This window comes from Chryseobacterium oncorhynchi (assembly GCF_002899895.1).
In the GTDB taxonomy this organism is placed as follows: Bacteria; Bacteroidota; Bacteroidia; order Flavobacteriales; family Weeksellaceae; genus Chryseobacterium; species Chryseobacterium oncorhynchi.
This window is the reverse complement of the sequence record NZ_PPEI02000005.1, coordinates 184,730-206,641: the sequence shown is the minus strand read 5'-3', so window position 1 is coordinate 206,641 and position 21,912 is coordinate 184,730. Positions and strand designations below refer to the sequence as shown.

Genomic DNA, 21,912 nt, shown 5'->3' with positions numbered 1-21,912 from the left:
ACTTAGCCAAATGATTAATGAAATAAATAAAAATCCCTTTCAAAAACTTGAAAGGGATGTATTGTTTTAATCTTTAATGTGATTATAAATTATTCAAAATAAAATCTGTCATTTTCTGATACAGTTGTGGTCTTGTCTGCCCACCATAGATTCCGTGGTTTTTGTCTGGATAAGCCATAAAGTCAAATTGTTTTTTATTTTGAATTAAGGCTTCAGATAGCTCCATAGAATTTTGGAAATGTACATTATCATCGGCGGTTCCGTGAATTAACAGGAATTTTCCTTTCAATAAATTGGCATATTCTGTAGGAGAGTTTTTGTCATATCCATCAGGGTTTTCCTGAGGAGTTCTCATGAATCTCTCTGTGTATACTGAGTCATAATATCTCCAGTTGGTTACAGGAGCTACTGCGATACCCATTTTGAAAACGTCTGCACCTTTTGTCATTGCTAAACTGGTCATATAACCTCCAAAGCTCCATCCGAACATTCCGATTCTGCCTTTATCAATATAAGATTGGTTTCCGAACCATTTTGCTGCTGTAATCTGGTCTTCAATTTCGTATTTTCCAAGGTTCATATACGTAACTTTCTTGTATTTTGCTCCTTTATAACCTGTTCCACGCCCGTCTACACAAGCAACGATATATCCTTTTTGTACAAGATGATTGAACCACATGGCGTTACCATTATCCCAAGAATTAGCAACCTGCTGAGATCCCGGACCAGAATACTGGAACATAAATAGCGGATATTTTTTATTAGGATCAAAATTCTTAGGTTTCATTACCCATGCATTCATTTGGTCGCCTACTGCATTAGGAATCGTAATGAATTCCTTTTCAACAAAATTATCAGACTTTAATTTCTGAAGTTGATCATTGTTATTTTGAAGTTCCTTTACAGTTTTCCCGCTTCCATCTTTTAAAACATAGGTATATGGTTTTGCCGCAGTAGAAGATGTTTCAATGAAATAATTGTAGTTTTTGCTGAAATTGGCAGAATTATTTCCCTCAGCATTAGAAATAAGCTGAGACTTACCACTTTCGATATTTACTTTAGAAACAACTTTATTGATGCTTCCTTTTTCCGTAGTTTGTACATAGATCTCTTTGGATTTTGGATTGAAACCATAATAATCTGTTACCTCCCAATTTCCTTTAGTAATCTGTTTCTTTAGTTTGCCATCTTTGTCATACCAGTATAAATGACGATTTCCATCTCTCTCGGAAGCCCAAAGGAAAGAATCATCCTCAAGGAATTCCATTGTTGGACTGTCTGTATCAATCCATTTATCATCTGTTTCTGTAAATAATTTCTGAACAGCTCCTGTTTTAGTATTTACCTTTAAAATATCTGAAGCATTTTGAATTCTTTCGGAAGTAATCAAAACAACCTCATCAGGTTTTGCGGTCTGCAAAACATTAGGAATATAATAATTTTTGAACGAACCCAGATTCAACTGCATCGTTTTTCCAGTATCTAGACGGTATAATTGTGCAGAAACGATTGAGTTCTTTTCTCCTGCTTTAGGATATTTATAACGCATTTCTCCCGGATAAAGATTTTTTCCATAGATAGGAATATAAATCTCCGGAACCTGGCTTTCATCAGATTTTACAAATACAATGGCATCTGAATTTTTAGTCCATTCATACTGTCTTGCATGCCCGAACTCTTCTTCATACACCCAATCTGCCAAACCATTGATAATTGCATTTTTCTTCCCGTCATTACTTATTTGTGTAATTTTTCCGGAATTCAGATCCTGAAAGAATAGGTTATTATCTGAAATGAAAGCAATTTTTGTTGCATCAGGTGAGAATCTTGGCTCCTGTACAGGTTTTCCATCATTTAGAATTGTTACCTTTCCTGATTTTAAATCTTTTACTTCAAATTTTCCCAGAAAAGAGTGTCTGTATATGGGCTGGCTTTCTTTTAACAAAAGAATCTTAGATTCATCATCAGAAAATTCATAGCTTTCAAAGTTTCCGTCTACAATATTTCCCTCCTTTTGAGATGTTTTATAAGAATATTTTGCAATTCCTGTCGGTTCAATGACCAGGTAATTTTCACCGCTCTTCATAGAAGTAATCCCGGCAATGCCCTTGCCACGGTAATATCCTGAATATATTTTGTCTAAAGTAATATCCTGTGCTGACACATTATGAAATGCAGCAGCTATAGTAAGAGTTAAAAGTATTTTTTTCATTTCTAATTTTAATGATTCCAAATTTAATAATTCTTACTTACATAACAATATAAAACAAAGATCAGGACACTAGGTCCTGATTTTTTATGCTAATTAGCTATATGAACTGTCCCTGGATCTCCTGTCTCCGGTGGGTAATATCCCTCGGGAGCACAGGTTGGATAGGAAGAATTACATGGAACTTCCTCTATTCCTCCAATCCACCAGATTCTTAGCTTACAGGTTACACCATCTACACATCTTCTCATCCCCGGCAAAACTCCGCCATTTACTTCCTTTAATTGGGCTCTTGAAATTTTTTTGAAATTTTTCATGGTAAATATTTTTTTATTAGTAACTCTAAGCTAATTAAAAAAATCATTAGATGGTGAAATTTAAAAAAAAAGATAATTTGGCAGAAAAATTGAATGTATATAATTACAAATCAAATCAAAAAGAATAATTATGGAAACGAATGCATACAACCAGAAACTGAACCGTTATGTATTGAACGACCAAATTGTCTATACAGGTTTTTCCAGTTTTGATGATGCCACAGAATATGCTCACAAGAAAGGTGGAATATTAGTGGAAGTGGGGTTTAAGGGTGGTAACGATAACCCTGAGATTATGGATGAAGCTGGGTTGATAGAAAAAAAACTTCATTACTATGTGTATGCAGGCGATGAATATAAATTTATCCACTCATCTGATCCCGGATTTAGAAAATATGCAGAAGAACTGCAGAAAATTAAGGCAAAGAATGATAAAACAAGTCCGGATGAACGGTATTTTGCCAATTTTGAAATTGAAAATATAGAAGATCCAATCATTGTGATCAAAAATGATCATTTTGAATCGGTAACATCCAGAGAGCGTTCAAAGTATTTGAAACATGCCAAAGTTTATGAATTAGGGGTATCCCTGCCAAAATCTTAAAAATTTTATCATGAGCAAGACAAAATATTCAGACAAAGCTCAGGACAAAGTAGGAAAAGTGATGCACGAATTCAAGGAGGGAAAGTTGAAATCTTCTTCCGGAAAGAAAGTAACAAGCAGAAAACAAGCCATTGCTATCGGTATTTCTGAAGCAAGAGAAGGGGGATTGAAAGTGCCTCCAAAGAAAAAAAGTAAATAATTTCAATAAAAAAATGCCCACAAAACTTTGCGGGCATTTTTTTATTGAAAAGCAAATCGTCTAATTTGTAAAAACTCAAAAATAGATGTAAGCGAATTATTTTATATCGTTTCTTTACTTTCTTATTATTCTGCTTGATTATAAAGCATTCTATAATATTCATCAGCCATTCTATCACTATTGAACTGATCTTTTACATCGTTCATAGCATTCTGCTGAATCTTTCTCCATTGATCAGGATTGTCGTAATAGGCTGGGAGAATTTCGTTTTCAAGGATTTCATATAATTTGTTCAAATCATAGTTGTCCTGTTCATAGATACTCATATTCAGATAATCTGCCTTTGGTACCACAAATGAATTTTCTCCATGCTTTGCAAACTCAGGAATCCAGCCATCATCTGTGGATAAGTTAACGGAGCCATTCATCGCGGCAGTCATTCCTGAAGTTCCAGAAGCTTCTCTTGGAACTCTTGGGTTATTTAGCCATAGATCAGAACCTTGCTTTAATGATTTACTTAAAGAAAGCTCATAGCCTGTAAGAACAGCCATGTTTTTGTGATTTTTACTTTCTTCAACTAAGAGGTTAAAGGTAGAAATCGCAGAATAATCCATTGGGTAAGGCTTTCCAGCCCAAATAATTTGCACCGGATATTTGGGATTGTTCAGAAGTCTGTAAAACCTGTCTTTGTCATGTAATAGAAGATCTGCACGTTTGTAACCTGCGAACCTTCTGGCCCAGACAATGGTAAAAACATTGGGGTTGAATAAATTCCCGGTTTGGTCAGCTACAATACTGAACAATTTTTTCTTCAAATGCTTTTTGCGGTAATCGAAAACAGTGTCATCGTTTTCATCCTTTGCATTGTAAAGAGGTTTATCTGCCCAATATTTAAATTCCTGTGCGTTGGTGATGGATGTAATCTCGCAGATTCCGGGGTATTTATTCCACATCGCTCGGGAGACTACACCGTGAAGCTGTGAAACACCATTGGCTATTCTTGCCATTTTAAGGGCACAAAGAGAGTGGTTGAAACGTTCATCATCAATACCTTCAATGCTTTTTACCTCATCCATACTATAACCAGAGAAATAAGACATGTCATAGCACAGCTTAAAATTATGCTTTTCATTTCCTGCTTCTTCAGGAGTGTGTGTGGTGAAAACCAGTTTTTCTTTAACCTTATTCAGGTCTCCATTATATTTTTTTAACAGATAAAATGCTGCGGGAAGTCCGTGGGCTTCATTCAGATGATAAACATCTCTTTCAATGTTCATTTCATCCAGTAATTTTGCTCCTCCTTTTCCTAGTAGAATATATTGAGCCAGTTTTGTGGATTCATTGGCGTCATATAATTTGTGACAGATTGTTTTGGAAACATGGTCGTTTTCAGGAACATCTGTAGAAAGAAAAAACATAGGTGCTGTATTGAAAATTTCAGGATCAAGGTACCATACTTTTACCCAAACAGGAGCACTGTGAATTTCGATTTGAAATTGTATTCCTGTGTCTTCAAGAAAACTGTACATTTTTCTTGTCCATACCGGTTGTAGAGTCTGGTCATGATTTCTTGCCTGATCATAGTAACCGAATTTCCAAAGAATACCGATTCCGATAAGATCCTGCTTTAGGTTATAAGCACTTCTCATATGAGATCCTGCCAGAAAGCCAAGTCCTCCTGAATATATTTTTAATACCTGTTCAAGGGCAAATTCCATTGAAAAATAGGCAGTTCTTTTTGAATATTGGGGGGTAATGTGATAGGGTATTTTAAAATTCCTGAAATCCATAAATACTGATTTGTGTTAGAAGAAGCAAAGGTATTGATTATGAAAATAAACTTTACATTAATTAATAGATAAATTAATTTTAAAAGTAGGTGTTGAATAGTTTTTTTACTTACCTTTAAGAGTGTAAAATTTTGATTATCAAAAACTTTTAACGTTGAGGCCAATGGATGCATGTGTTCTAAATAAATAAAAAAATCACACATGAAAAAGACATTTTCTGAGGAAGATCTGATCAAGAATCTGAGTTTGTATTACCTGAACAGGCATTTGAAAAAAAAGCCCATAGAAAAGTATCACCGTACCATAGATGAGTCTCCGCTTCATGATCGTGAAAAATATCGAAAAAAATCAGAGATTCTTCTTCTCAACTCCTTTATGCATCATTTCCCTGAAGTGAAATTTGAAAACTTTACCTGCGAAAGTCCTGACTTTATCGCAAAGCTAAACGACAAAAAAATCGGAATAGAGTTGACCGAAGTGATCAATCATCTGGAAATGAAGAAAGTGGAAAGTACTTTGAATAAAATGTTCCGTCAGGCAGAAATATTATTAGAACAAGAAGACACCACGAAATATCGTGGTGTTTATTTTTTAGAGTTTCATCCTAATATAAAGTTTGATCATCTGGAGGAGCAGGAGGAAAATATTATCAGTATTTGTAAAAGCATTAAAAAAAATAAAGGAATAGGATGTGTAAAAAGTGTGAGAAAATCTTTTCACCGAAGAAATGTCTTTATTACCCACGAATACAGCATGAACCTTTTTGATGAACTGTGTTCCGAGAAAATTCTAGAACTTATTGAAAAGAAAAACGAAAAATTCCCTTATTACGATACTTCTGTAGATGAATGTTGGCTGGTGATTGTTTCAGACATGAATTCCATTGCTTCCCGATATACCTTTATTCAGGATAAAGAACATTTGAATGAAGTGAAAAGCCCTTTTCATAAAATCTTTCATCTCGAAAACCTTTGTGGGAATATCACAAGTATAAAATAAGCAGTATTTATTGTATTATTAATAATGAATTTGTTTTTTTATTTAAAATATTTCAAAATTATTGGAATTTTGTTATTTGTGATTAAATTATAGGTATATTTGGTCTGGGTTGGGTATTTATCTGACTACTAATTGATTCAACCATAAAAACTATATATCTATGAGAAAAATTTTACTTTTTATTCTTCTATGCATATCCCATACTTTTTATTCTCAGGCAGATTGTGCGTCGGCACTGGCTGTTTGTGGGAATTCCAATATTACGTATAGCCCGTCAGGTTATGGTACCATTAAGGAATTGGTGAATTCGGGTAGCTGTTTAGATGCAACGGGAGAGCATAATTCGATTTGGTATAAAATTACAATTGCGAATGGCGGAACCCTTACCTTTGATTTGGTTCCGAATAATCCGGATGCGGATTATGACTGGGCAATTTTTGGTCCCAATGTAAACTGTGGAAGTTTAGGAGCGCCTATACGTTGTAATGCAGCAACTGTGATAGGACCCGGCCCTGCTACAGGATTAAATATGACAAGTACCATTACAAATGCTTTAGGGGGATCATTAACGCCTTATTGTAAATATTTGGATGTTTTACCGGGACAAACATATTATTTATTTATCGATAACTGGGTGAGTAGTACAAGTAGTACAACGGCTCCATTTTCATTGACATGGGGAGGAACAGCAACATTGGCGTCACCATTTACAGACCCAAATATTCAGACTTATCCTTTTATTCCACCAGGTGTTTCTCCAGTTAATCCTGCGGACCCAAGAGAAGTTATTATTTGTTCAAGCTCTGTTCTATTTGATTTTTCTACATTATCACCGGGTATTATAAATGGCAATCAGCATTTTAGTGTAAGCTATCATACCACTCAGAATGATGCCTTAACAGGGAACAATCCTATTACAACTCCAATAACAGTAAATACTACTACAGTTTTTTATTATAGTATTAGCTATACAGATGCTGCTAATCCGGCTAATCCGCTCAATAAGTGTAAACAAGTTGGAAAGTTCAAATTCAAAGATGGATCCATTACAGTTAAAAATGCCACTTTAACTGAGTGTAACAATAATAACGCGGGAACAGCATTATTTGATCTGACGACTGCAGATGTTATTGGTATTCCAAATGTGACGAAGAAATACTATCACACGATGGCAGATCTCAATGCCGGGACCAATGAGATTATAACACCTACAGCTTTTGTATCCGCTGAGGGAACCATCTATGTGAAAGTGATCTCTGAGTTTGGATGCTTTTCGGTGGCCAAGATTACTTTAAAATTTCATCCTGTAGTAGTTGTAAATGAAACAACCCTGAGATCGTGCTTTATTGAAACCAATCCGGCTACAGCATCATTTAATCTTATCAATGCTTCAGTAACCGGCCCTCAAAATACAGGAAAAAAATACTATCCGTCTCTTGCTGATGCGATTAATCAAACTAATGAAATTCCAACTCCTGCCAATTATATAGCTCCGAATGGAGTAGTCTATGTAAGAGTTTTAAATGCCCAAGGTTGTTATGCCATAGCCAAGATTACTTTAGTGGTAATTCCGCCAGTATATTCTGCTATCCTTAAAGATAAAATAATTTGTGCTGAAGATAAGACGATATTGGATGCTGGGCCAGGATTCAAAAGTTATGAATGGAGTACGGGTGCTACAACCCAGACCATTAATGTAGGAATTGGAGTGTATTGGGTAAAACTTAAAACCGGAGAATGTGTGACTACACAAACTGTGAAAGTGATAGCGTCTGAACAGCCAGTTGTTTCCAGTATTGATGTTACAAACAATTCAGTTACAGTGTCGGTAATAGGAGGAAATCCGGCTTACAAATACTCTCTGGATAATATTGTTTGGCAGGATTCCAATATTTTCAGCAATCTTCCAAGAGGAGATTATAAGATATCTGTAAAGGATGCCTATGACTGTGATCCTATTGTAGTTGGAATTGTTGTTCCGAATTTAATTAACGTTATTACTCCAAATGCAGATGGGATCAATGATGTGATCGATTACTCTGCGTTAGGCGGAAAACAAAACCTTATTATCAATGTTTTTGATAGATATGGAACAAAGATTCATCAGGCAGATAAGCTTAATGGATACAAATGGGACGGAACCATTGGAGGAAGAAGAGCGCCTACCGGAACGTATTGGTATTCCGTATTATGGAACGAAAATGATAAAAAAAATACACCTGTTAAATTTACAGGTTGGGTACTGGTTAAAAATAGGGAATAATCACCTATTATAAATATTATACATAGATAAAACCATTTCGCAAGAGATGGTTTTTATCTATACTTTTTTTACATTAGTTAATGAAAATAGAAAGAATGAAAGACCTTTTTGTAAAACGCTTTGAGTATTATAAATCTCTTGGTGATAAAACATTTAGCCAGTTATCTGACGAGCAGATTTTCTGGCAGTATAATGAAGAAAGCAATTCCATAGCAGTAATTGTAAAGCACATCGCCGGAAATATGCTATCAAGATGGACCAACTTTTTGACTGAAGATGGTGAGAAATCCTGGCGCCGTCGTGATGAAGAGTTCGTAAGTACATTTAAAACTAAGGCTGAAGTTATTGAATACTGGGAAAAAGGCTGGGCATGTTTTTTTAATGCCTTAGATCAGATCAATGATGAAAATCTTTACTCAATAATCCAGATAAGAGGTGAGTCTCATTCTATTATTGATGCTGTTTTTCGGCAGTTGGCTCACTATCCTTATCACATCGGACAGATTATCTATATTGCGAAAATGATGAAAAATAATGAATGGAATACACTTTCCATTGCCAGAAATAAGTCGCAGGAGTTTAATAATGAAATGAAAAATAAATTTTCAGCTGAAGAACCAGATTTTAATTCATCACCGGTTTGCTTTCAAAACAGCCCTGAAGTAAGGGATGAATATAAACAATAGATTGAATCAATCTTGGATTATTATTAAAATTACTATCTTTGCACCCATAAAATTCAGGAGTAACAAATGTCTACTTTTCACAGAACTGCCGCGTTTCATACACTTGGCTGCAAATTAAACTTTGCAGAAACATCTACTATTGCCCGTCAATTAACAGATGCAGGTTATGATAAGGTGAGCTTTGATGAAAGAGCTAACATCTATGTAATCAATACATGTTCGGTAACAGAAAATGCTGATCGTGAATGTAAGCTGCATGTAAAAAGAGCAATGAAAGCAAATCCGGAAGGGCTGGTTGTTATTGTAGGATGTTATGCACAGTTGAAACCTGAAGAAATTTCACAGATTGAGGGAGTTGATCTTGTTTTGGGAGCTAAAGAAAAATTCAATATTCTAAGCTACCTTGACGATTTAGAAAAAACTGAGAATGAAGGAATTGTTCATTCATGTGAGATTGAAGAAACTGATTTTTTTATCGGAAGTTATTCTATAGGTGACAGAACAAGAGCTTTCCTGAAAGTTCAGGATGGTTGTGACTATAAATGTACTTACTGTACCATTCCATTAGCAAGAGGGATTTCTCGTTCAGATACTATTGAAAGCGTTCTAAGAAATGCTACTGAAATTGCAGCGAAAGATATCAAGGAAATTGTACTTACCGGTGTAAACATTGGGGATTATGGTAAAGGTGAGTTCGGTAACAAAAGACACGAACATACTTTTCTTGACCTTATTTCTGAACTGGATAAAGTAAACGGAATTGAAAGAATCCGTATCTCTTCCATTGAACCTAATCTTTTAAAGGATGAAAGTATAGAGCTGGTTTCTAAAAGCAGAAGCTTTGTTCCGCATTTCCATATTCCTTTACAGTCTGGATGCGATGATTTATTGAAAAAAATGAAGCGTCGTTATCTTACCAAGCTATATAATGATAGAGTAAACAAAATCCGTGAGGTAATGCCTGACGCAGCCATTGGTGTGGATGTGATTGTAGGATTCCCCGGAGAAACAGAAGAGAAATTTATGGAAACCTATAATTTCCTTAATGATCTTCCAATTACCTATCTTCACGTATTTACTTATTCTGAAAGAGAAAATACAGAAGCTGCAGCAATGGGTGATGTTGTTCCTATTCCAGAAAGGAAAAAACGTAATAAAATGCTTAGAATTCTTTCTGAAAAGAAAAAAATGGCATTTTATCAGACACAGCTAGGAAAAACACTTCCTGTACTTTGGGAGCATGAAAATAAAGACGGTAAAATGTTTGGCTTCACAGAAAACTATGTGAGAGTTCAAAAAGACTTTGATGTTGCATTCGTAAATCAAATCGAATTTCTAAATTTAGAAAAAATCCTGTCAGATGGCACAGTTTCTGTGCAATCTTCCTACCAAAACTTTTTAGCAAAAGCATAGGCTCTTTGCAAAATTTCCACTAAATTTATTTTTAACTTTAAATACTACATTCATGAGAGATAAGTTTTTATCTTGGGGAATTGTATTAGTAGTTGCTACATGGGCTGTAGCATTACTAATCAGAGCGCATTATTGGATACCGACGCTGCTATCCGCAATCTATGCATTGGGTGTTTACAATGCTTACCAATCGAAACATGCTATTTTGAGGAACTTCCCTGTGTTGGGGTACCTCAGATACTTTTTCGAAAGTATTTCACCGGAAATGCAGCAGTATTTCATAGAAAGGGAAACCGATGGTAAACCTTTTCCAAGAAATCAGCGTTCTGCAGTATACAGACGTGCTAAAAACTTAAGTGATACGGTTGCTTTTGGTACACAACTAGAGGTTAATCATAGAAAATATGAAGGAATTAAGCATTCTATTTATGCTAAATCCCCTTCGGAAGAGCTTCCAAGAGTTTGGGTAGGAGGTGAGCAATGTACACAACCTTACCATGCATCTCTATTTAATATTTCGGCGATGAGCTTTGGAGCTTTAAGTGACAGGGCACAGATTTCCTTGAACCGAGGCGCTAAAAAGGGAAATTTTTATCATAATACAGGAGAGGGAGGAATTTCATCTTACCATATGGAAGGAGGAGATTTATGCTGGCAAATTGGAACAGGATACTTTGGTTGTCGTGATGATGAGGGAAAATTTAATCCTGAATTATTTGCAAAATATTCAACTCTTCCTAATGTGAAAATGGTAGAAATTAAATTATCACAAGGAGCAAAACCTGGGCACGGAGGAGTCCTTCCTGGAGTGAAAAATACTCCAGAAATTGCAGCAATTCGTCACGTAACACCTGGTATGACCGTTATTTCGCCACCATCACATACCTCTTTTTCTGATGCAGCCGGATTGTTGAGGTTTGTACAAGAATTAAGAGAACTTTCAGGAGGAAAACCAGTTGGATTTAAGCTTTGTATTGGTGATACAAAAGAATTTGAGGATATCTGTGTACAAATGAATGTACTGAAGATTTATCCTGATTTTATTACTATTGATGGAGCAGAAGGAGGTACAGGTGCAGCACCACCAGAATTCTCAGATGGAGTAGGGATGCCTTTGGAGCCTGCCTTGATATTTGTAAACAGAACATTGAATAATTATAACCTTAGACATAAATTAAGAGTTATTGCCAGTGGTAAAGTTCTTACAAGCTTAGATATTTTAAGAGCGGTTGCTATGGGAGCGGATATGTGTAACAATGCAAGAGGATTTATGTTCTCTTTAGGATGTATTCAGGCTTTAAGATGTAATTCCAACAACTGTCCTACGGGAGTTGCTACACAGGATAAAATGTTGATCAAAGGATTGGATGTTACTGATAAGAGTGAAAGAGTATATCATTTCCATAAAAATACACTTCATACCTGCAACGAGCTGATTGCCGCAGCCGGAAGAAGTTCTTATGAAGAAGTAGATGCAACAATGTTTATGAGAGGTGATGAATTCGATCATCTTGCAGACCTATATTTCCCGGATATTTTAGGAAATGTAAAGCAAAAAGCAAGATCTTAATAACAGAATAAATAAAGCTGTCTTAAGCAGATGGTTTGAAACAAAAAAAATCAGAATAACATATTGTCTATTCTGATTTTTTTTGCTCTACAAATAAGATCCGGTGAATTAGAATGATGATATAATAATGATGAGGTTCTTACAGGTTCTTCGGCTCATAAAGTGAGATTTTAAGATCTTAATCAAACCCATTATAATAAAGTATTTGAAACTGTTTATAAATAAAAAAAACCGCCTGTGGAGGCGGTTTGTATTTTATTTTTCACTATCAAGTCTATCTCTGCTTTCATAGATTTGGAAATTGAAAACGAAAGACTTGTTTCTGTAGGTTTGTCCTAGGTATTGATAATGAGCATTTCTCGCAAAAGCTGCTTTGGATGGTACTATAATTACTCCTTGTAAATTGTAAGGAGCCTCACTTGGTAGGTTTTTAAAACCACTGAACTTTTGTAATGCTTCTTTAAAACCTGCTATTTCATAGTAGCTAGATTGTTGTGCTGCCGACGTAGTTGCGTCTGTTTTTACTTTGTCTTTTACGTAGTAATACATTGGATCTACTAAAGGAAGAGTACTTCCGTCTATAGTATTTAAAAATGCAGATTTTGCTGTAAATACTACACTTCCATTGTTATCAGCAGCTAGGTAAGAGTAACCCCTACCCATTATTTTAATAACACTTTTTTCTAAAATTGGCTGTGCATCAGCCGGAGCTGGTTGTGCACCATTTCTCATGATATAAATTGTTCCTGAAGGAAGCCTCTTAACATCTAGTGCAGATAATTTCTTTTCCTTATCATCAGCAGTATCGGTAGCACTGAAAGGTTTTATATTTCCTTGTACATCAAGATAATTTTCATCCATAAATTTATTAATAGCCTGTTCATCATAGCTATTCTGGACGTTGATGTCTTCCGGCTCTACATAATAATCCAATTCATCATCTTTTTTACATGCAGAAAAACACAAAGATCCCGCAAGGATATATAAAAATATTTTTTTCATTTCAAAAAACTTTAATTACTTTACAAATAATATAACGGCAAAAGTATAAAAAATTATGAGAATAGATAAATTTTTGTGGAGCATTCGTTTTTATAAGACTAGAAATATTGCGTCAGAGGAGATTAAAAAGAATAGAGTTTCCATAGGAACCTCTGCCGTAAAGTCATCTAAGGAGGTAAAAGAAGGAGATGTTATTAAAATCCGCAAGAATCAAATTGATTATAAAATAAAAGTGATTCAGATTCCTAAAAGCAGAATTGGAGCGAAATTAGTTCCGCTACATATACAGGATGTAACAGATAAGGAACAATATGAACTTCTGAAACTTCGTAAAATGTCACAGGATTATTACAGAAATAAAGGCGAGGGAAGGCCTACAAAAAAGGACAGAAGAGATATGGATGATTATGTAGGAAACGATATTGCATCCGACTTTACAGATTGGGATGACTTCTTCGGAGAAACTGCTGATGATACCGAAAGTGAAGATTAAAATTAAAATAAAAAAGCTCTAGTGATAGAGCTTTTCTATTATTTCTTTTACAATGTCGTCCGGTTCTCTGGCATCCGTGCCTATACTGAACTGAGCTTTACTATAAAATTGATTTCTTTCAAATAGATGTTTGGCTATGAATTCCGGTAGATCTTCATCCGAAATATTGGCAATAATCGGCCTTTTTTCTTTCTGTTTGGAAAGCCTCTCAACCAAAGTTCCCACAGAAGCTCTTAGAAATATACTCTTAGAGTTATGATTGATGATCTCCATATTGTTATAATATACTGGAGTTCCTCCGCCAAGGCTTAAAACTACATTTTCCTCAGAAGCCAATATTTCTTCAAGAGCTTCTCTTTCAAGCTTTCTAAAGTAAATTTCTCCCTTTTTTTCGAATATTTCAGGAATGGTTAATTTACTCTTTCTGGAAATCTCTTTATCAAGATCTATCAGTTTAAAATCTATTTTTTCGCTTAATATTTTGGAAATGTGAGATTTGCCACACCCCATGTATCCAATTAGTGAAATTATCATGAATTTTTTTTAAACAAATTTGCGAAAAAGTTTTGAGATACAGAAAAAAGTCATATCTTTGCACCACTTAAAACAAGGGACATTACTTAAATGAAAACTTGTTAAGTAAGTGACCGACTCGGTAGCTCAGCTGGTAGAGCAATACACTTTTAATGTATGGGTCCTGGGTTCGAATCCCAGCCGGGTCACTAGCAATAAAATTACGATACTTGTAATTTTGTTGCCTGCGTGGTGAAATTGGTAGACACGCCATCTTGAGGGGGTGGTTTCCTAAGGATGTGCTGGTTCGAGTCCAGTCGCAGGCACTGCAAAGAAAAATTTATAATTATAGTGAAAGCAATTTCATTTTAATTGTGGCCGACTCGGTAGCTCAGCTGGTAGAGCAATACACTTTTAATGTATGGGTCCTGGGTTCGAATCCCAGCCGGGTCACAAGTTTACTGAAAAGTAAATTTTTTTCATATTAATATTTTGTGATTTGGTGTTTCAAAGGTCTCTTCCAAGAGGCCTTTGATTTTTGTATTAATAATCAATTATAAAAAAATATGAGTGATATTAGCATTATTGATGAAGAATTAGCTTGGATGATTCTTGTTGTATTATTATCTGCTGGAGTTTTCTTTTTAATTTTTTTATATCATGTCGTTCGTGCTTACATAAAATCCAATAGAGAAAAAATAAAATTTAAAGATACCAGATCATATGGTTATATTTTAGGAGGCGGGGCTATCATAGGCTTTGAATTTTTCTGTATACTATTTCTTGAAATGGAAAGTGAGATTATTAGAGATATTGCAACAGGAATATTTTCTGTCGTATTGTTTTTCTCTCCCATAATTATTTGGTTAATTGCTTCTTATTATAACAAATTAAAAAAACTCTGACGGTAGCATCAGAGTTCTTGTTTTATAAAGAATATGTGTATTACTATACTAATCCAGATGCATATTGTCAATTAATCTTACTCCATCCACAACTACTACAATAAAAGCTCTGAAGTTTCTGTCTTTATAAAAGAAATCAGTTTCTTGTAATGTGTTTTCATCAGCAATTAGGAAATATTCAAGTTGCATTCCTTGTTGTTCGTCAAAAATATCTTCTACTCGGTCCTTAATTTCTGGTATTGTAACGGTTCTGAACCAATCGTTCACTTTATTTAAAGTTTGGTAAATGATTTTTGATGCCTCTTTTCTGTCTTCATGAAGTCTTTGGTTTCTTGAACTTAATGCCAGTCCGTTTTCAGCCCTGTAAATAGAAACTCCTTTTATTTTAACAGGGAGGTGTTTCTTATCAACCATTTTCTTGATAATGGCAAGTTGCTGAAAGTCCTTTTCGCCAAAGTAAGCAGCATCAGGCTGTATTTGTCTGAAAAGCTCTTCCACAACTGTTCCTACACCGTCAAAGTGTCCCGGTCTGGATTTTCCTTCCATTTCATTTTCCAATCCATCAAAGTCATAACGTTGACTTTCCGCTTTTTCAGGGTAGATATCTGCTATTTCTGGGATATAGACGGCATCTACAAGCCCTGAGTTTTCCAGAATTAAAATATCCCTGTTAATGTCTCTTGGGTATTTTTCAAGATCCTCAGGATTGTTGAATTGGGTCGGATTTACAAAAATTGAAGAAATAACAAGGTCATTCTCCTTTTTTGCTTCTTCATATAGGGAAAGATGTCCCTTGTGCAGTGCTCCCATGGTAGGGGCAAAGCCAATTTTCTTTCCCATTTCCTTCTGTCTTTCAATGAAGTCCTGAAGGATTTTCCTGTTTTTTATAACTTCCATAGTTTATTTTAATACTTATTCAAAAATACTAAAAATATCATATAATAAAATGTGTTTTTAATAGTTTGGGAAAGGGAAATTTCGTAAAAAAATGTTAATTAAAATAATGTTGGATGTTTTTTTGTAATTTTGCACATTAAAGCATTTTTACAAAAACTAGATAGAAAATTTATGCCGAATCAAAAAATACTGTACATTACGACAGAGATGTATCCATACCAAGAAGATACGAATATGGCTGCTGTTGTAAACAAAATGGCACTTAAGATGCACAATGAAGGCAATGATGTAAGAGTTTTTATGCCAAGATTTGGACAAATAAGTGAGAGAAAATTCCAACTTCATGAGGTGATCCGTCTTTCAGGGATGAACATTATTATCAATGACCTGGATCAGCCTCTAATCATTAAAGTAGCGTCTCTTCCGGGGGAAAGACTGCAGGTTTACTTTATTGATAACGAAGAATACTTCAAAAGAAAGCAATACTATTTCGATGATGAAGGAACTCCTTTCGACGATAACGACGAAAGAGCTATTTTCTTTGCCAGAGGAGTTATTGAAACAATCAAGAAACTGAATTGGGTTCCGGACGTCATTCATTTAAATGGATGGATGTCTTCTTTTGTTCCAATTTATCTTAAGACTTACTACGAATCAGATACTTACTTCAAGGATGCTAAAATTGTTCTTTCCCTATACAATGAGAAAGATGCAGACCTTGATAAAAAGATTGATGAAAAGCTGAAGTTCGATAATATTTCAGGATTAAAAGCGTTAGATAACCCAACAATCAAAAGTTTTGTTATCGAAAGTATGAACTATGTAGATGCCGTTGTAAAAGGAGATGAATTCCTGGATGAAGACCTTGATAAGGCTTTTAACGAAACGACGATCCAAAAGTCGGAGTATCTTGACGTAGATTCTATAAATCAACTTTATTAAAAACACATTTTTAATGACTCATAATCTTAAAAAGACTTTCGCCATACTTTCATTGGCGATTTTCGGAAGTGCAATTCTTTATAATTGTGAACCAGATCCAGATTCTCTTGGTGAGCAACTCTTTAATAAAGATGCAGCAAAGGGTGAAGAAGTTTCATACCCTATTATTGGTTATAATATTACCAATAATGATTCTATCAGAAGTGATGCTTCCAGGCTTATTACCGGATTAAGTGGAACAGGGGCTGCATTATCTACCGGAGTTCTTGGTTCTTTTACAGAAGGGCAGTTTGGAATGCAGAAAGCATCCTATGTTACTCAATTGAGAATGCCTACGGATAATTTTGACTTCAATGGACCTAATCCAAAAATAGACTCTGTGGTGCTGGTAGTGAGACCACCGGCTAACACTCTGGAGAACACCTATTATATTACTGATTCAATAAAAGCACCTGGAGCATATGACAAAAATGACTTTATGGTGGGTACTGAAACGGTTCCGGTTTCTATCGAAAAGAAATCTTACCCTGTTCGTAAATATGGTAAAATAGGTGGGGCATCTAAATCCATGACAATCAATGTACATGAAGTTACTTCATTTTTAGATGCAAATAATGAGGCATTTCAACGTTCTAATGCGATTGTTGGTACTGGTGAATTGTTAGGATCAGGAGTTTTTGATGGAAATGTAAGTACGGTAACTGTTACAAAAAAATCTGATAACTCTAATTTATTTACCGGAAATCTTGGATTTAGAATTAAATTAAGCAATACGGATTTCTTTAAAACCCATATTTTAGATAAAAAAGGAAAGCCTGAACTTCAGGATGCTTCCAACTTTACCAGATACTTTAAAGGTATCAGACTTTCTGTAGAGGGAACTGATAAATATCTTTTCCAGTTTTCACCTGATGACATGGAGCTGATCATGTATTATAAATATGATAAAACAGAGAACAGTACTACAACACGTCCACAAACAACTCTTAATTTTAACTTAGGAAATCTGAATGCTCATATTGGTCAATATGAATATAACAGAGGAGGATATCCAGTTGAGTCTGCATTATCCAATAGTAAGCCATCGGGTGATCCAAGACTTTTTGTTCAGGGAATGGGAGGACCATCAATAGGTGTTAAGATTCCTAATGAGACAATTGAAAAGCTTAAAACGTTGTTTGCAGATAATAAAATAGGTATTGTAGGAGCAAAAATTAGAATGTATGCAGATCCATTAACCTTTACAAATGCTCATTCTGTAGATGGAGACCGTAAATTTACGCTTGTACCACTTATATATAAGGAAGGTAGTACGACGATGATTGATTACTCAAAATTGAGTTTTACATCAGATGTGTCTGCTGGACTTAATATGTATATTTATAGTAAGAAAACAGATACAACTCCTGAATACTATGACTTCGTAGTGACAAAGACATTGAAGAATATTGTAGAAGGCGGAGCTAATGTTTCTGCTGCAGATATGGTAAATAACCCATTGCTTATCAACATGGGAACATTTGTGAAAAATGCACAAGGGGGTGCTGTTGGTGCTAAATTTACAACAAGGGCAGTCGATGCGAACAGAGCTATTTTTATAGGAAGTGATGCTTCGAATGCCAATAAAATTAAGTTGATGGTTACCTATGCAACCAAAAAAATAAATTAAAACACAATAAAACACTAGACAAAAAATATGTGCGGAATAGTAGGATATACAGGTTTTCAAGATGCTTATGAGATCGTAATTAACGGTCTTAGAAGATTGGAATACAGAGGATATGACAGTGCAGGAATTGTTTTAGAAGGTTCAAACAATAAGTTTGAAGTACAAAAAACAAAAGGGAAAGTAGAGGATTTGGTGAATATTTCGAAAGAATTGAAAGGAACAGCCAAAATTGGTATGGGACACACTCGTTGGGCAACTCACGGAGTTCCTAGTGACAGGAATTCTCACCCGCATTTGTCAAATAATGGAAAAATAGCACTTGTACATAATGGTATTATTGAAAATTATGATACCATTAAGAAAATGCTTACCGAAAAAGGATTCACTTTCCAATCTGAAACAGATACTGAAGTATTGGTAAACTTGGTTCAGTATTTTATGGATCTTAATCCTGAGATTGATTTCCCAACAGCAGTAAGATATGCCCTAAACGAAGTATATGGAGCATATGCCATTACAGTTCTTCATGAGGATTATCCTGGAGTTTTGGTTGTAGGAAGACTAGGTTCTCCTTTAGCAATCGGAATTGGGGATAAAGAATATTTTATTGCTTCTGATGCCTCTCCTTTTGTAGAATTTACAAAAGAAGCGATCTACCTTGAAGAAGGCCATATGGCGACTATATCTCTTGAAAATGGGGTAGATATTAGAACAATTAATGAAAATTCTAAAATTGAGCCTGAAATTCAAGAACTTAAATTAAGCTTAGAGCAGATTGAAAAAGGTGGTTATGAGCATTTTATGCTTAAAGAAATCTTTGAACAGCCTAAGTCTATCCACGATACTATGAGAGGAAGACTTCTTGTCGATGAGGGAATTATCAAGATGGCTGGAATCTGGGATCATTTAGAAAAATTCAAAAATGCAAACAGAATCACGATTATAGCATGTGGTACATCATGGCATGCGGGACTAATCGGAGAGTACCTTATTGAAGAGTATGCAAGAATTCCGGTTGAAGTAGAATATGCATCAGAATTCAGATACAGAAACCCTATCATCACAGATAAAGACGTTGTAATTGCAATTTCTCAGTCAGGAGAAACAGCAGATACAATGGCTGCTTTGAAATTAGCAAAAGAAAAAGGGGCATTTATATATGGTATATGTAATGTGGTAGACTCTTCCATTGCAAGAATTACAGATGCAGGTTCATATACGCATGCAGGTCCTGAAATTGGGGTTGCTTCTACAAAAGCATTTACAGCACAGCTTACAATCCTTACTCTGATTGCTTTCAAGCTAGGTAAGCATAATGGAAATCTGGGTAATGCTGAGTTTATGAATCTAATTACTGAGCTTGATGCTATTCCTAAGAAGATTGAAGAAGTACTAGCTACAACTCACGAACTAACTCAAGAAATTGCAAAGGATTTTGTGAAAGCAACAAACTTCCTTTATTTAGGAAGAGGATACAACTATCCTGCAGCATTAGAGGGAGCTTTGAAATTAAAAGAAATTTCCTACATCCACGCAGAAGGATATCCGGCTGCAGAAATGAAGCATGGTCCTATTGCCCTAATTGATGAGAATATGCCAATTGTTATTATAGCTCCTAAAAAAGGACACTATGATAAGATTGTGAGTAATGTTCAGGAAATTAAAGCAAGAAAAGGAAAAGTTATTGCTGTCGTTAATAAAGGTGACCGTCAGGTTAGCGAAATGGCAGATTATGTTATTGAAATTCCAGAAACATCAGAATGTTTCTCTCCTATCGTGGCGTCAGTGCCTTTACAGTTGCTTGCTTATTATATAGCAGTATATAGAGGTGCAAACGTAGATCAGCCGAGAAACCTAGCGAAATCTGTGACTGTGGAATAAAAAGTTGTTGTAAATAAAATAAATTTAGATTTCTTCCGTTATTTCAAAAAAAATCTTAAAAGTTTCTTAAAAAAATTATATATTTACGGCTTAATTATAAAAATTAACATGAAAAGGATATTTCTTTTATTATTGTCTGCGTCGGTAGCATCGGTATCTTGTTCTGGTGGTGGCAGCTCTTCTGTAGGGAAGCCTGGAACAAAAGGAGAATTGATACCAAGAGAAAAAACGAAATCATTTGTTGCGGAAAGACCATACGGAATGGTTGCAATTCCTGCAGGTTCATTTGTTGCTGGTCTAGCAGATCAGGATCCAACAAATACACCTGAAAAAGCAGCATTGAAGACTGTTACTGTTTCTTCTTTCTTCATGGATGAAGCAGAAACTACCAATTCAGAATACAGGGTATTCATCAATTATGTAAGAGACTCTATTGCGAGAACTCTACTTGCTGAAGCTGCCGGAGAAGGTGGTGATGAAGGAGGGCGTAAAGGAGCTAGCATAGGAGACTACGCATACCTTGCTAAAAAAGAAGAAAATTTAACACCTTATCAAGAATATATGGAAGGCCAAGGTGGCCGAGAAGACGGAAGCTATGATGCAAGCAAAAGATTGGACTGGAAAATTCCTTTACACTGGAGCACATCAAAATATCCTGACGTAGAATACGCAGAAGTTTTAGAATCTCTGTATCTACCTGCTTCTTCAAGAATTGGAAACGAAAGAATTTTAGACGTAAGTAAACTTAAATATACTTACCGTTGGGGAGATATGGATGCTGCACTTGCAGATAATGAAAGAGGAGCCAATTACCTAAAGAGTCAAAGTATTGCGATTTATCCTGATACGACTGTTTGGGTAAAGGATTTCCACTTTGCATACAATGAGCCATTATTTGAACAATATTTCTGGCACAAGGCTTACAAAAACTACCCTGTAGTTGGTGTAACTTGGGACCAGGCAAGAGCTTACTGTAACTTCAGATCTAAATTGAAAACTGATTACAACGAAAGTTTAAAAAGAAAAAAACAAAGACCATTGCAGTTCCGTCTTCCTACTGAGATTGAATGGGAATATGCTGCAAGAGGGGGAATGCAAAATGCTACTTACCCTTGGGGAGGTCCATACCTAATGGATGATAGAGGTTGCTACCTAGCAAACTTTAAACCTAAGAGAGGTAACTATATGGAAGACGAGAAAAAAGGTACTTATACATATACAGCTCCAGTTAAGAAATTTAAGAAAAATGGATTTGGGTTATTTGATATGGCTGGAAACGTTTCTGAATGGACAGAATCTGCATACAACAATTCTTCATATGGATTCTCTTCTACCTTAAATCCTTCTACTAAAGATAAAAAGGATACTAAGAAAACTGTAAGAGGTGGATCTTGGAAAGATATAGGATATGCTTTAATGACAGGGGCTAGAGATTGGGAAAGAAAAGATTCAGCAAGAAGCTATATCGGATTTAGAACTGTACAGGATATTCCTGAAGCAGCTGTTAAGCCAAGAAGAGTTAACAGATAATAAACCAGACAATTATTTTCAATAACAATT

Annotated in this window: 19 protein-coding genes and 3 tRNA genes; 16 read left to right on the top strand and 6 right to left on the bottom strand. The window is 35.2% G+C overall.

The features are described from left to right. Positions 1–82: 82 nt before the first annotated feature. Together C1638_RS16745 and C1638_RS16740 are read right to left on the bottom strand one after the other, a co-directional pair. A complete protein-coding gene (locus tag C1638_RS16745) occupies positions 83–2,212 on the bottom strand; it encodes a S9 family peptidase (protein ID WP_109622861.1) in 2,130 nt (709 codons plus the stop codon). 89 nt (positions 2,213–2,301) lie between these two features. Beyond that, entirely contained in the window at positions 2,302–2,526 is a 225-nt protein-coding gene (locus C1638_RS16740) for a bacteriocin-like protein (RefSeq protein WP_109622859.1), read from the bottom strand. A 130-nt stretch (positions 2,527–2,656) separates the two neighbouring features. On the opposite strand from C1638_RS16740, the gene C1638_RS16735 reads away from it, so the two are divergent. Then, on the top strand, positions 2,657–3,130 hold the full coding sequence (locus C1638_RS16735) for a hypothetical protein (RefSeq protein ID WP_076356382.1): 474 nt from the start codon (positions 2,657–2,659) through the stop codon (positions 3,128–3,130). Between the two features lie 10 nt (positions 3,131–3,140). After that, a complete protein-coding gene (locus C1638_RS16730; protein WP_109622857.1) occupies positions 3,141–3,329 on the top strand; it encodes a DUF6496 domain-containing protein in 189 nt (62 codons plus the stop codon). A 125-nt stretch (positions 3,330–3,454) separates the two neighbouring features. Here C1638_RS16730 and glgP read toward each other — a convergent pair whose 3' ends face one another. Next, on the bottom strand, positions 3,455–5,119 hold the full coding sequence (glgP, locus tag C1638_RS16725; protein WP_109622855.1) for an alpha-glucan family phosphorylase: 1,665 nt from the start codon (positions 5,117–5,119) through the stop codon (positions 3,455–3,457). A 201-nt stretch (positions 5,120–5,320) separates the two neighbouring features. On the opposite strand from glgP, the gene C1638_RS16720 reads away from it, so the two are divergent. From C1638_RS16720 to C1638_RS16700, 5 genes are all read left to right on the top strand, one after another. Then, the gene (locus C1638_RS16720; RefSeq protein ID WP_109622853.1) at positions 5,321–6,118 is read left to right on the top strand and encodes a hypothetical protein; all 798 of its coding nucleotides are present in this window, start codon (positions 5,321–5,323) and stop codon (positions 6,116–6,118) included. 160 nt (positions 6,119–6,278) lie between these two features. Further along, a complete protein-coding gene (locus tag C1638_RS16715; RefSeq protein WP_109622851.1) occupies positions 6,279–8,381 on the top strand; it encodes an FIDD domain-containing protein in 2,103 nt (700 codons plus the stop codon). 95 nt (positions 8,382–8,476) lie between these two features. Next, entirely contained in the window at positions 8,477–9,067 is a 591-nt protein-coding gene (locus C1638_RS16710) for a DUF1572 family protein (protein ID WP_109623262.1), read from the top strand. Between the two features lie 66 nt (positions 9,068–9,133). Further along, positions 9,134–10,480, top strand: a complete 1,347-nt coding sequence (gene mtaB, locus C1638_RS16705; RefSeq protein WP_109622850.1) for a tRNA (N(6)-L-threonylcarbamoyladenosine(37)-C(2))-methylthiotransferase MtaB — start codon at positions 9,134–9,136, stop codon at positions 10,478–10,480. A 52-nt stretch (positions 10,481–10,532) separates the two neighbouring features. Then, positions 10,533–12,050 carry an FMN-binding glutamate synthase family protein gene (locus C1638_RS16700; RefSeq protein WP_109622848.1) on the top strand — a complete coding sequence of 506 codons (1,518 nt, stop codon included), beginning with the start codon at positions 10,533–10,535 and terminating at the stop codon, positions 12,048–12,050. 255 nt (positions 12,051–12,305) lie between these two features. Here the strand turns inward: C1638_RS16700 and C1638_RS16695 are convergent, their stop codons facing one another. Further along, on the bottom strand, positions 12,306–13,052 hold the full coding sequence (locus tag C1638_RS16695) for a hypothetical protein (RefSeq protein WP_109622846.1): 747 nt from the start codon (positions 13,050–13,052) through the stop codon (positions 12,306–12,308). A gap of 55 nt (positions 13,053–13,107) precedes the next feature. On the opposite strand from C1638_RS16695, the gene C1638_RS16690 reads away from it, so the two are divergent. Beyond that, the gene (locus tag C1638_RS16690) at positions 13,108–13,545 is read left to right on the top strand and encodes an RNA-binding S4 domain-containing protein (RefSeq protein WP_109622844.1); all 438 of its coding nucleotides are present in this window, start codon (positions 13,108–13,110) and stop codon (positions 13,543–13,545) included. A gap of 18 nt (positions 13,546–13,563) precedes the next feature. Here C1638_RS16690 and C1638_RS16685 read toward each other — a convergent pair whose 3' ends face one another. After that, complete coding sequence (locus C1638_RS16685; protein ID WP_076356402.1) at positions 13,564–14,079, bottom strand: shikimate kinase; 516 nt, start codon at positions 14,077–14,079, stop codon at positions 13,564–13,566. Positions 14,080–14,194: 115 nt separating this feature from the next. Here C1638_RS16685 and C1638_RS16680 point away from each other — a divergent pair. From C1638_RS16680 to C1638_RS16665, 4 genes are all read left to right on the top strand, one after another. After that, a tRNA-Lys gene (locus tag C1638_RS16680) sits at positions 14,195–14,267 on the top strand. A 34-nt stretch (positions 14,268–14,301) separates the two neighbouring features. After that, a tRNA-Leu gene (locus tag C1638_RS16675) sits at positions 14,302–14,384 on the top strand. 54 nt (positions 14,385–14,438) lie between these two features. Further along, a tRNA-Lys gene (locus tag C1638_RS16670) sits at positions 14,439–14,511 on the top strand. A 113-nt stretch (positions 14,512–14,624) separates the two neighbouring features. Beyond that, positions 14,625–14,963 (top strand): hypothetical protein, encoded by a 339-nt coding sequence (locus tag C1638_RS16665; protein WP_109622842.1) that lies wholly within the window; start codon positions 14,625–14,627, stop codon positions 14,961–14,963. Positions 14,964–15,011: 48 nt separating this feature from the next. On the opposite strand, the gene panC is transcribed toward C1638_RS16665, so the two are convergent. Continuing rightward, a complete protein-coding gene (gene panC / locus C1638_RS16660) occupies positions 15,012–15,860 on the bottom strand; it encodes a pantoate--beta-alanine ligase (protein WP_109622840.1) in 849 nt (282 codons plus the stop codon). Between the two features lie 171 nt (positions 15,861–16,031). On the opposite strand from panC, the gene C1638_RS16655 reads away from it, so the two are divergent. The 4 genes from C1638_RS16655 (at position 16,032) to porK (ending at position 21,882) form a co-directional block, all read left to right on the top strand. After that, positions 16,032–16,802 carry a glycogen/starch synthase gene (locus C1638_RS16655; RefSeq protein WP_065396536.1) on the top strand — a complete coding sequence of 257 codons (771 nt, stop codon included), beginning with the start codon at positions 16,032–16,034 and terminating at the stop codon, positions 16,800–16,802. Positions 16,803–16,815: 13 nt separating this feature from the next. Beyond that, positions 16,816–18,471, top strand: coding sequence for a DUF4270 family protein (locus tag C1638_RS16650; protein WP_109622838.1), 1,656 nt, complete (start codon positions 16,816–16,818; stop codon positions 18,469–18,471). 27 nt (positions 18,472–18,498) lie between these two features. Further along, entirely contained in the window at positions 18,499–20,352 is a 1,854-nt protein-coding gene (gene glmS, locus C1638_RS16645; protein ID WP_109622836.1) for a glutamine--fructose-6-phosphate transaminase (isomerizing), read from the top strand. A 108-nt stretch (positions 20,353–20,460) separates the two neighbouring features. Continuing rightward, the gene (gene porK, locus C1638_RS16640) at positions 20,461–21,882 is read left to right on the top strand and encodes a T9SS ring complex lipoprotein PorK/GldK (protein WP_106917273.1); all 1,422 of its coding nucleotides are present in this window, start codon (positions 20,461–20,463) and stop codon (positions 21,880–21,882) included. The last annotated feature ends 30 nt before the right edge of the window (positions 21,883–21,912 follow it).

What these genes read in the sequence shown, in the direction of transcription:
- C1638_RS16745 (WP_109622861.1), bottom strand. Translation starts at nt 2,212, where the DNA reads ATGAAAAAAATACTTTTAACTCTTACTATAGCTGCTGCATTTCATAAT.
- C1638_RS16740 (WP_109622859.1), bottom strand. Translation starts at nt 2,526, where the DNA reads ATGAAAAATTTCAAAAAAATTTCAAGAGCCCAATTAAAGGAAGTAAAT.
- C1638_RS16735 (WP_076356382.1), top strand. Translation starts at nt 2,657, where the DNA reads ATGGAAACGAATGCATACAACCAGAAACTGAACCGTTATGTATTGAAC.
- C1638_RS16730 (WP_109622857.1), top strand. Translation starts at nt 3,141, where the DNA reads ATGAGCAAGACAAAATATTCAGACAAAGCTCAGGACAAAGTAGGAAAA.
- glgP (WP_109622855.1), bottom strand. Translation starts at nt 5,119, where the DNA reads ATGGATTTCAGGAATTTTAAAATACCCTATCACATTACCCCCCAATAT.
- C1638_RS16720 (WP_109622853.1), top strand. Translation starts at nt 5,321, where the DNA reads ATGAAAAAGACATTTTCTGAGGAAGATCTGATCAAGAATCTGAGTTTG.
- C1638_RS16715 (WP_109622851.1), top strand. Translation starts at nt 6,279, where the DNA reads ATGAGAAAAATTTTACTTTTTATTCTTCTATGCATATCCCATACTTTT.
- C1638_RS16710 (WP_109623262.1), top strand. Translation starts at nt 8,477, where the DNA reads ATGAAAGACCTTTTTGTAAAACGCTTTGAGTATTATAAATCTCTTGGT.
- mtaB (WP_109622850.1), top strand. Translation starts at nt 9,134, where the DNA reads ATGTCTACTTTTCACAGAACTGCCGCGTTTCATACACTTGGCTGCAAA.
- C1638_RS16700 (WP_109622848.1), top strand. Translation starts at nt 10,533, where the DNA reads ATGAGAGATAAGTTTTTATCTTGGGGAATTGTATTAGTAGTTGCTACA.
- C1638_RS16695 (WP_109622846.1), bottom strand. Translation starts at nt 13,052, where the DNA reads ATGAAAAAAATATTTTTATATATCCTTGCGGGATCTTTGTGTTTTTCT.
- C1638_RS16690 (WP_109622844.1), top strand. Translation starts at nt 13,108, where the DNA reads ATGAGAATAGATAAATTTTTGTGGAGCATTCGTTTTTATAAGACTAGA.
- C1638_RS16685 (WP_076356402.1), bottom strand. Translation starts at nt 14,079, where the DNA reads ATGATAATTTCACTAATTGGATACATGGGGTGTGGCAAATCTCACATT.
- C1638_RS16665 (WP_109622842.1), top strand. Translation starts at nt 14,625, where the DNA reads ATGAGTGATATTAGCATTATTGATGAAGAATTAGCTTGGATGATTCTT.
- panC (WP_109622840.1), bottom strand. Translation starts at nt 15,860, where the DNA reads ATGGAAGTTATAAAAAACAGGAAAATCCTTCAGGACTTCATTGAAAGA.
- C1638_RS16655 (WP_065396536.1), top strand. Translation starts at nt 16,032, where the DNA reads ATGCCGAATCAAAAAATACTGTACATTACGACAGAGATGTATCCATAC.
- C1638_RS16650 (WP_109622838.1), top strand. Translation starts at nt 16,816, where the DNA reads ATGACTCATAATCTTAAAAAGACTTTCGCCATACTTTCATTGGCGATT.
- glmS (WP_109622836.1), top strand. Translation starts at nt 18,499, where the DNA reads ATGTGCGGAATAGTAGGATATACAGGTTTTCAAGATGCTTATGAGATC.
- porK (WP_106917273.1), top strand. Translation starts at nt 20,461, where the DNA reads ATGAAAAGGATATTTCTTTTATTATTGTCTGCGTCGGTAGCATCGGTA.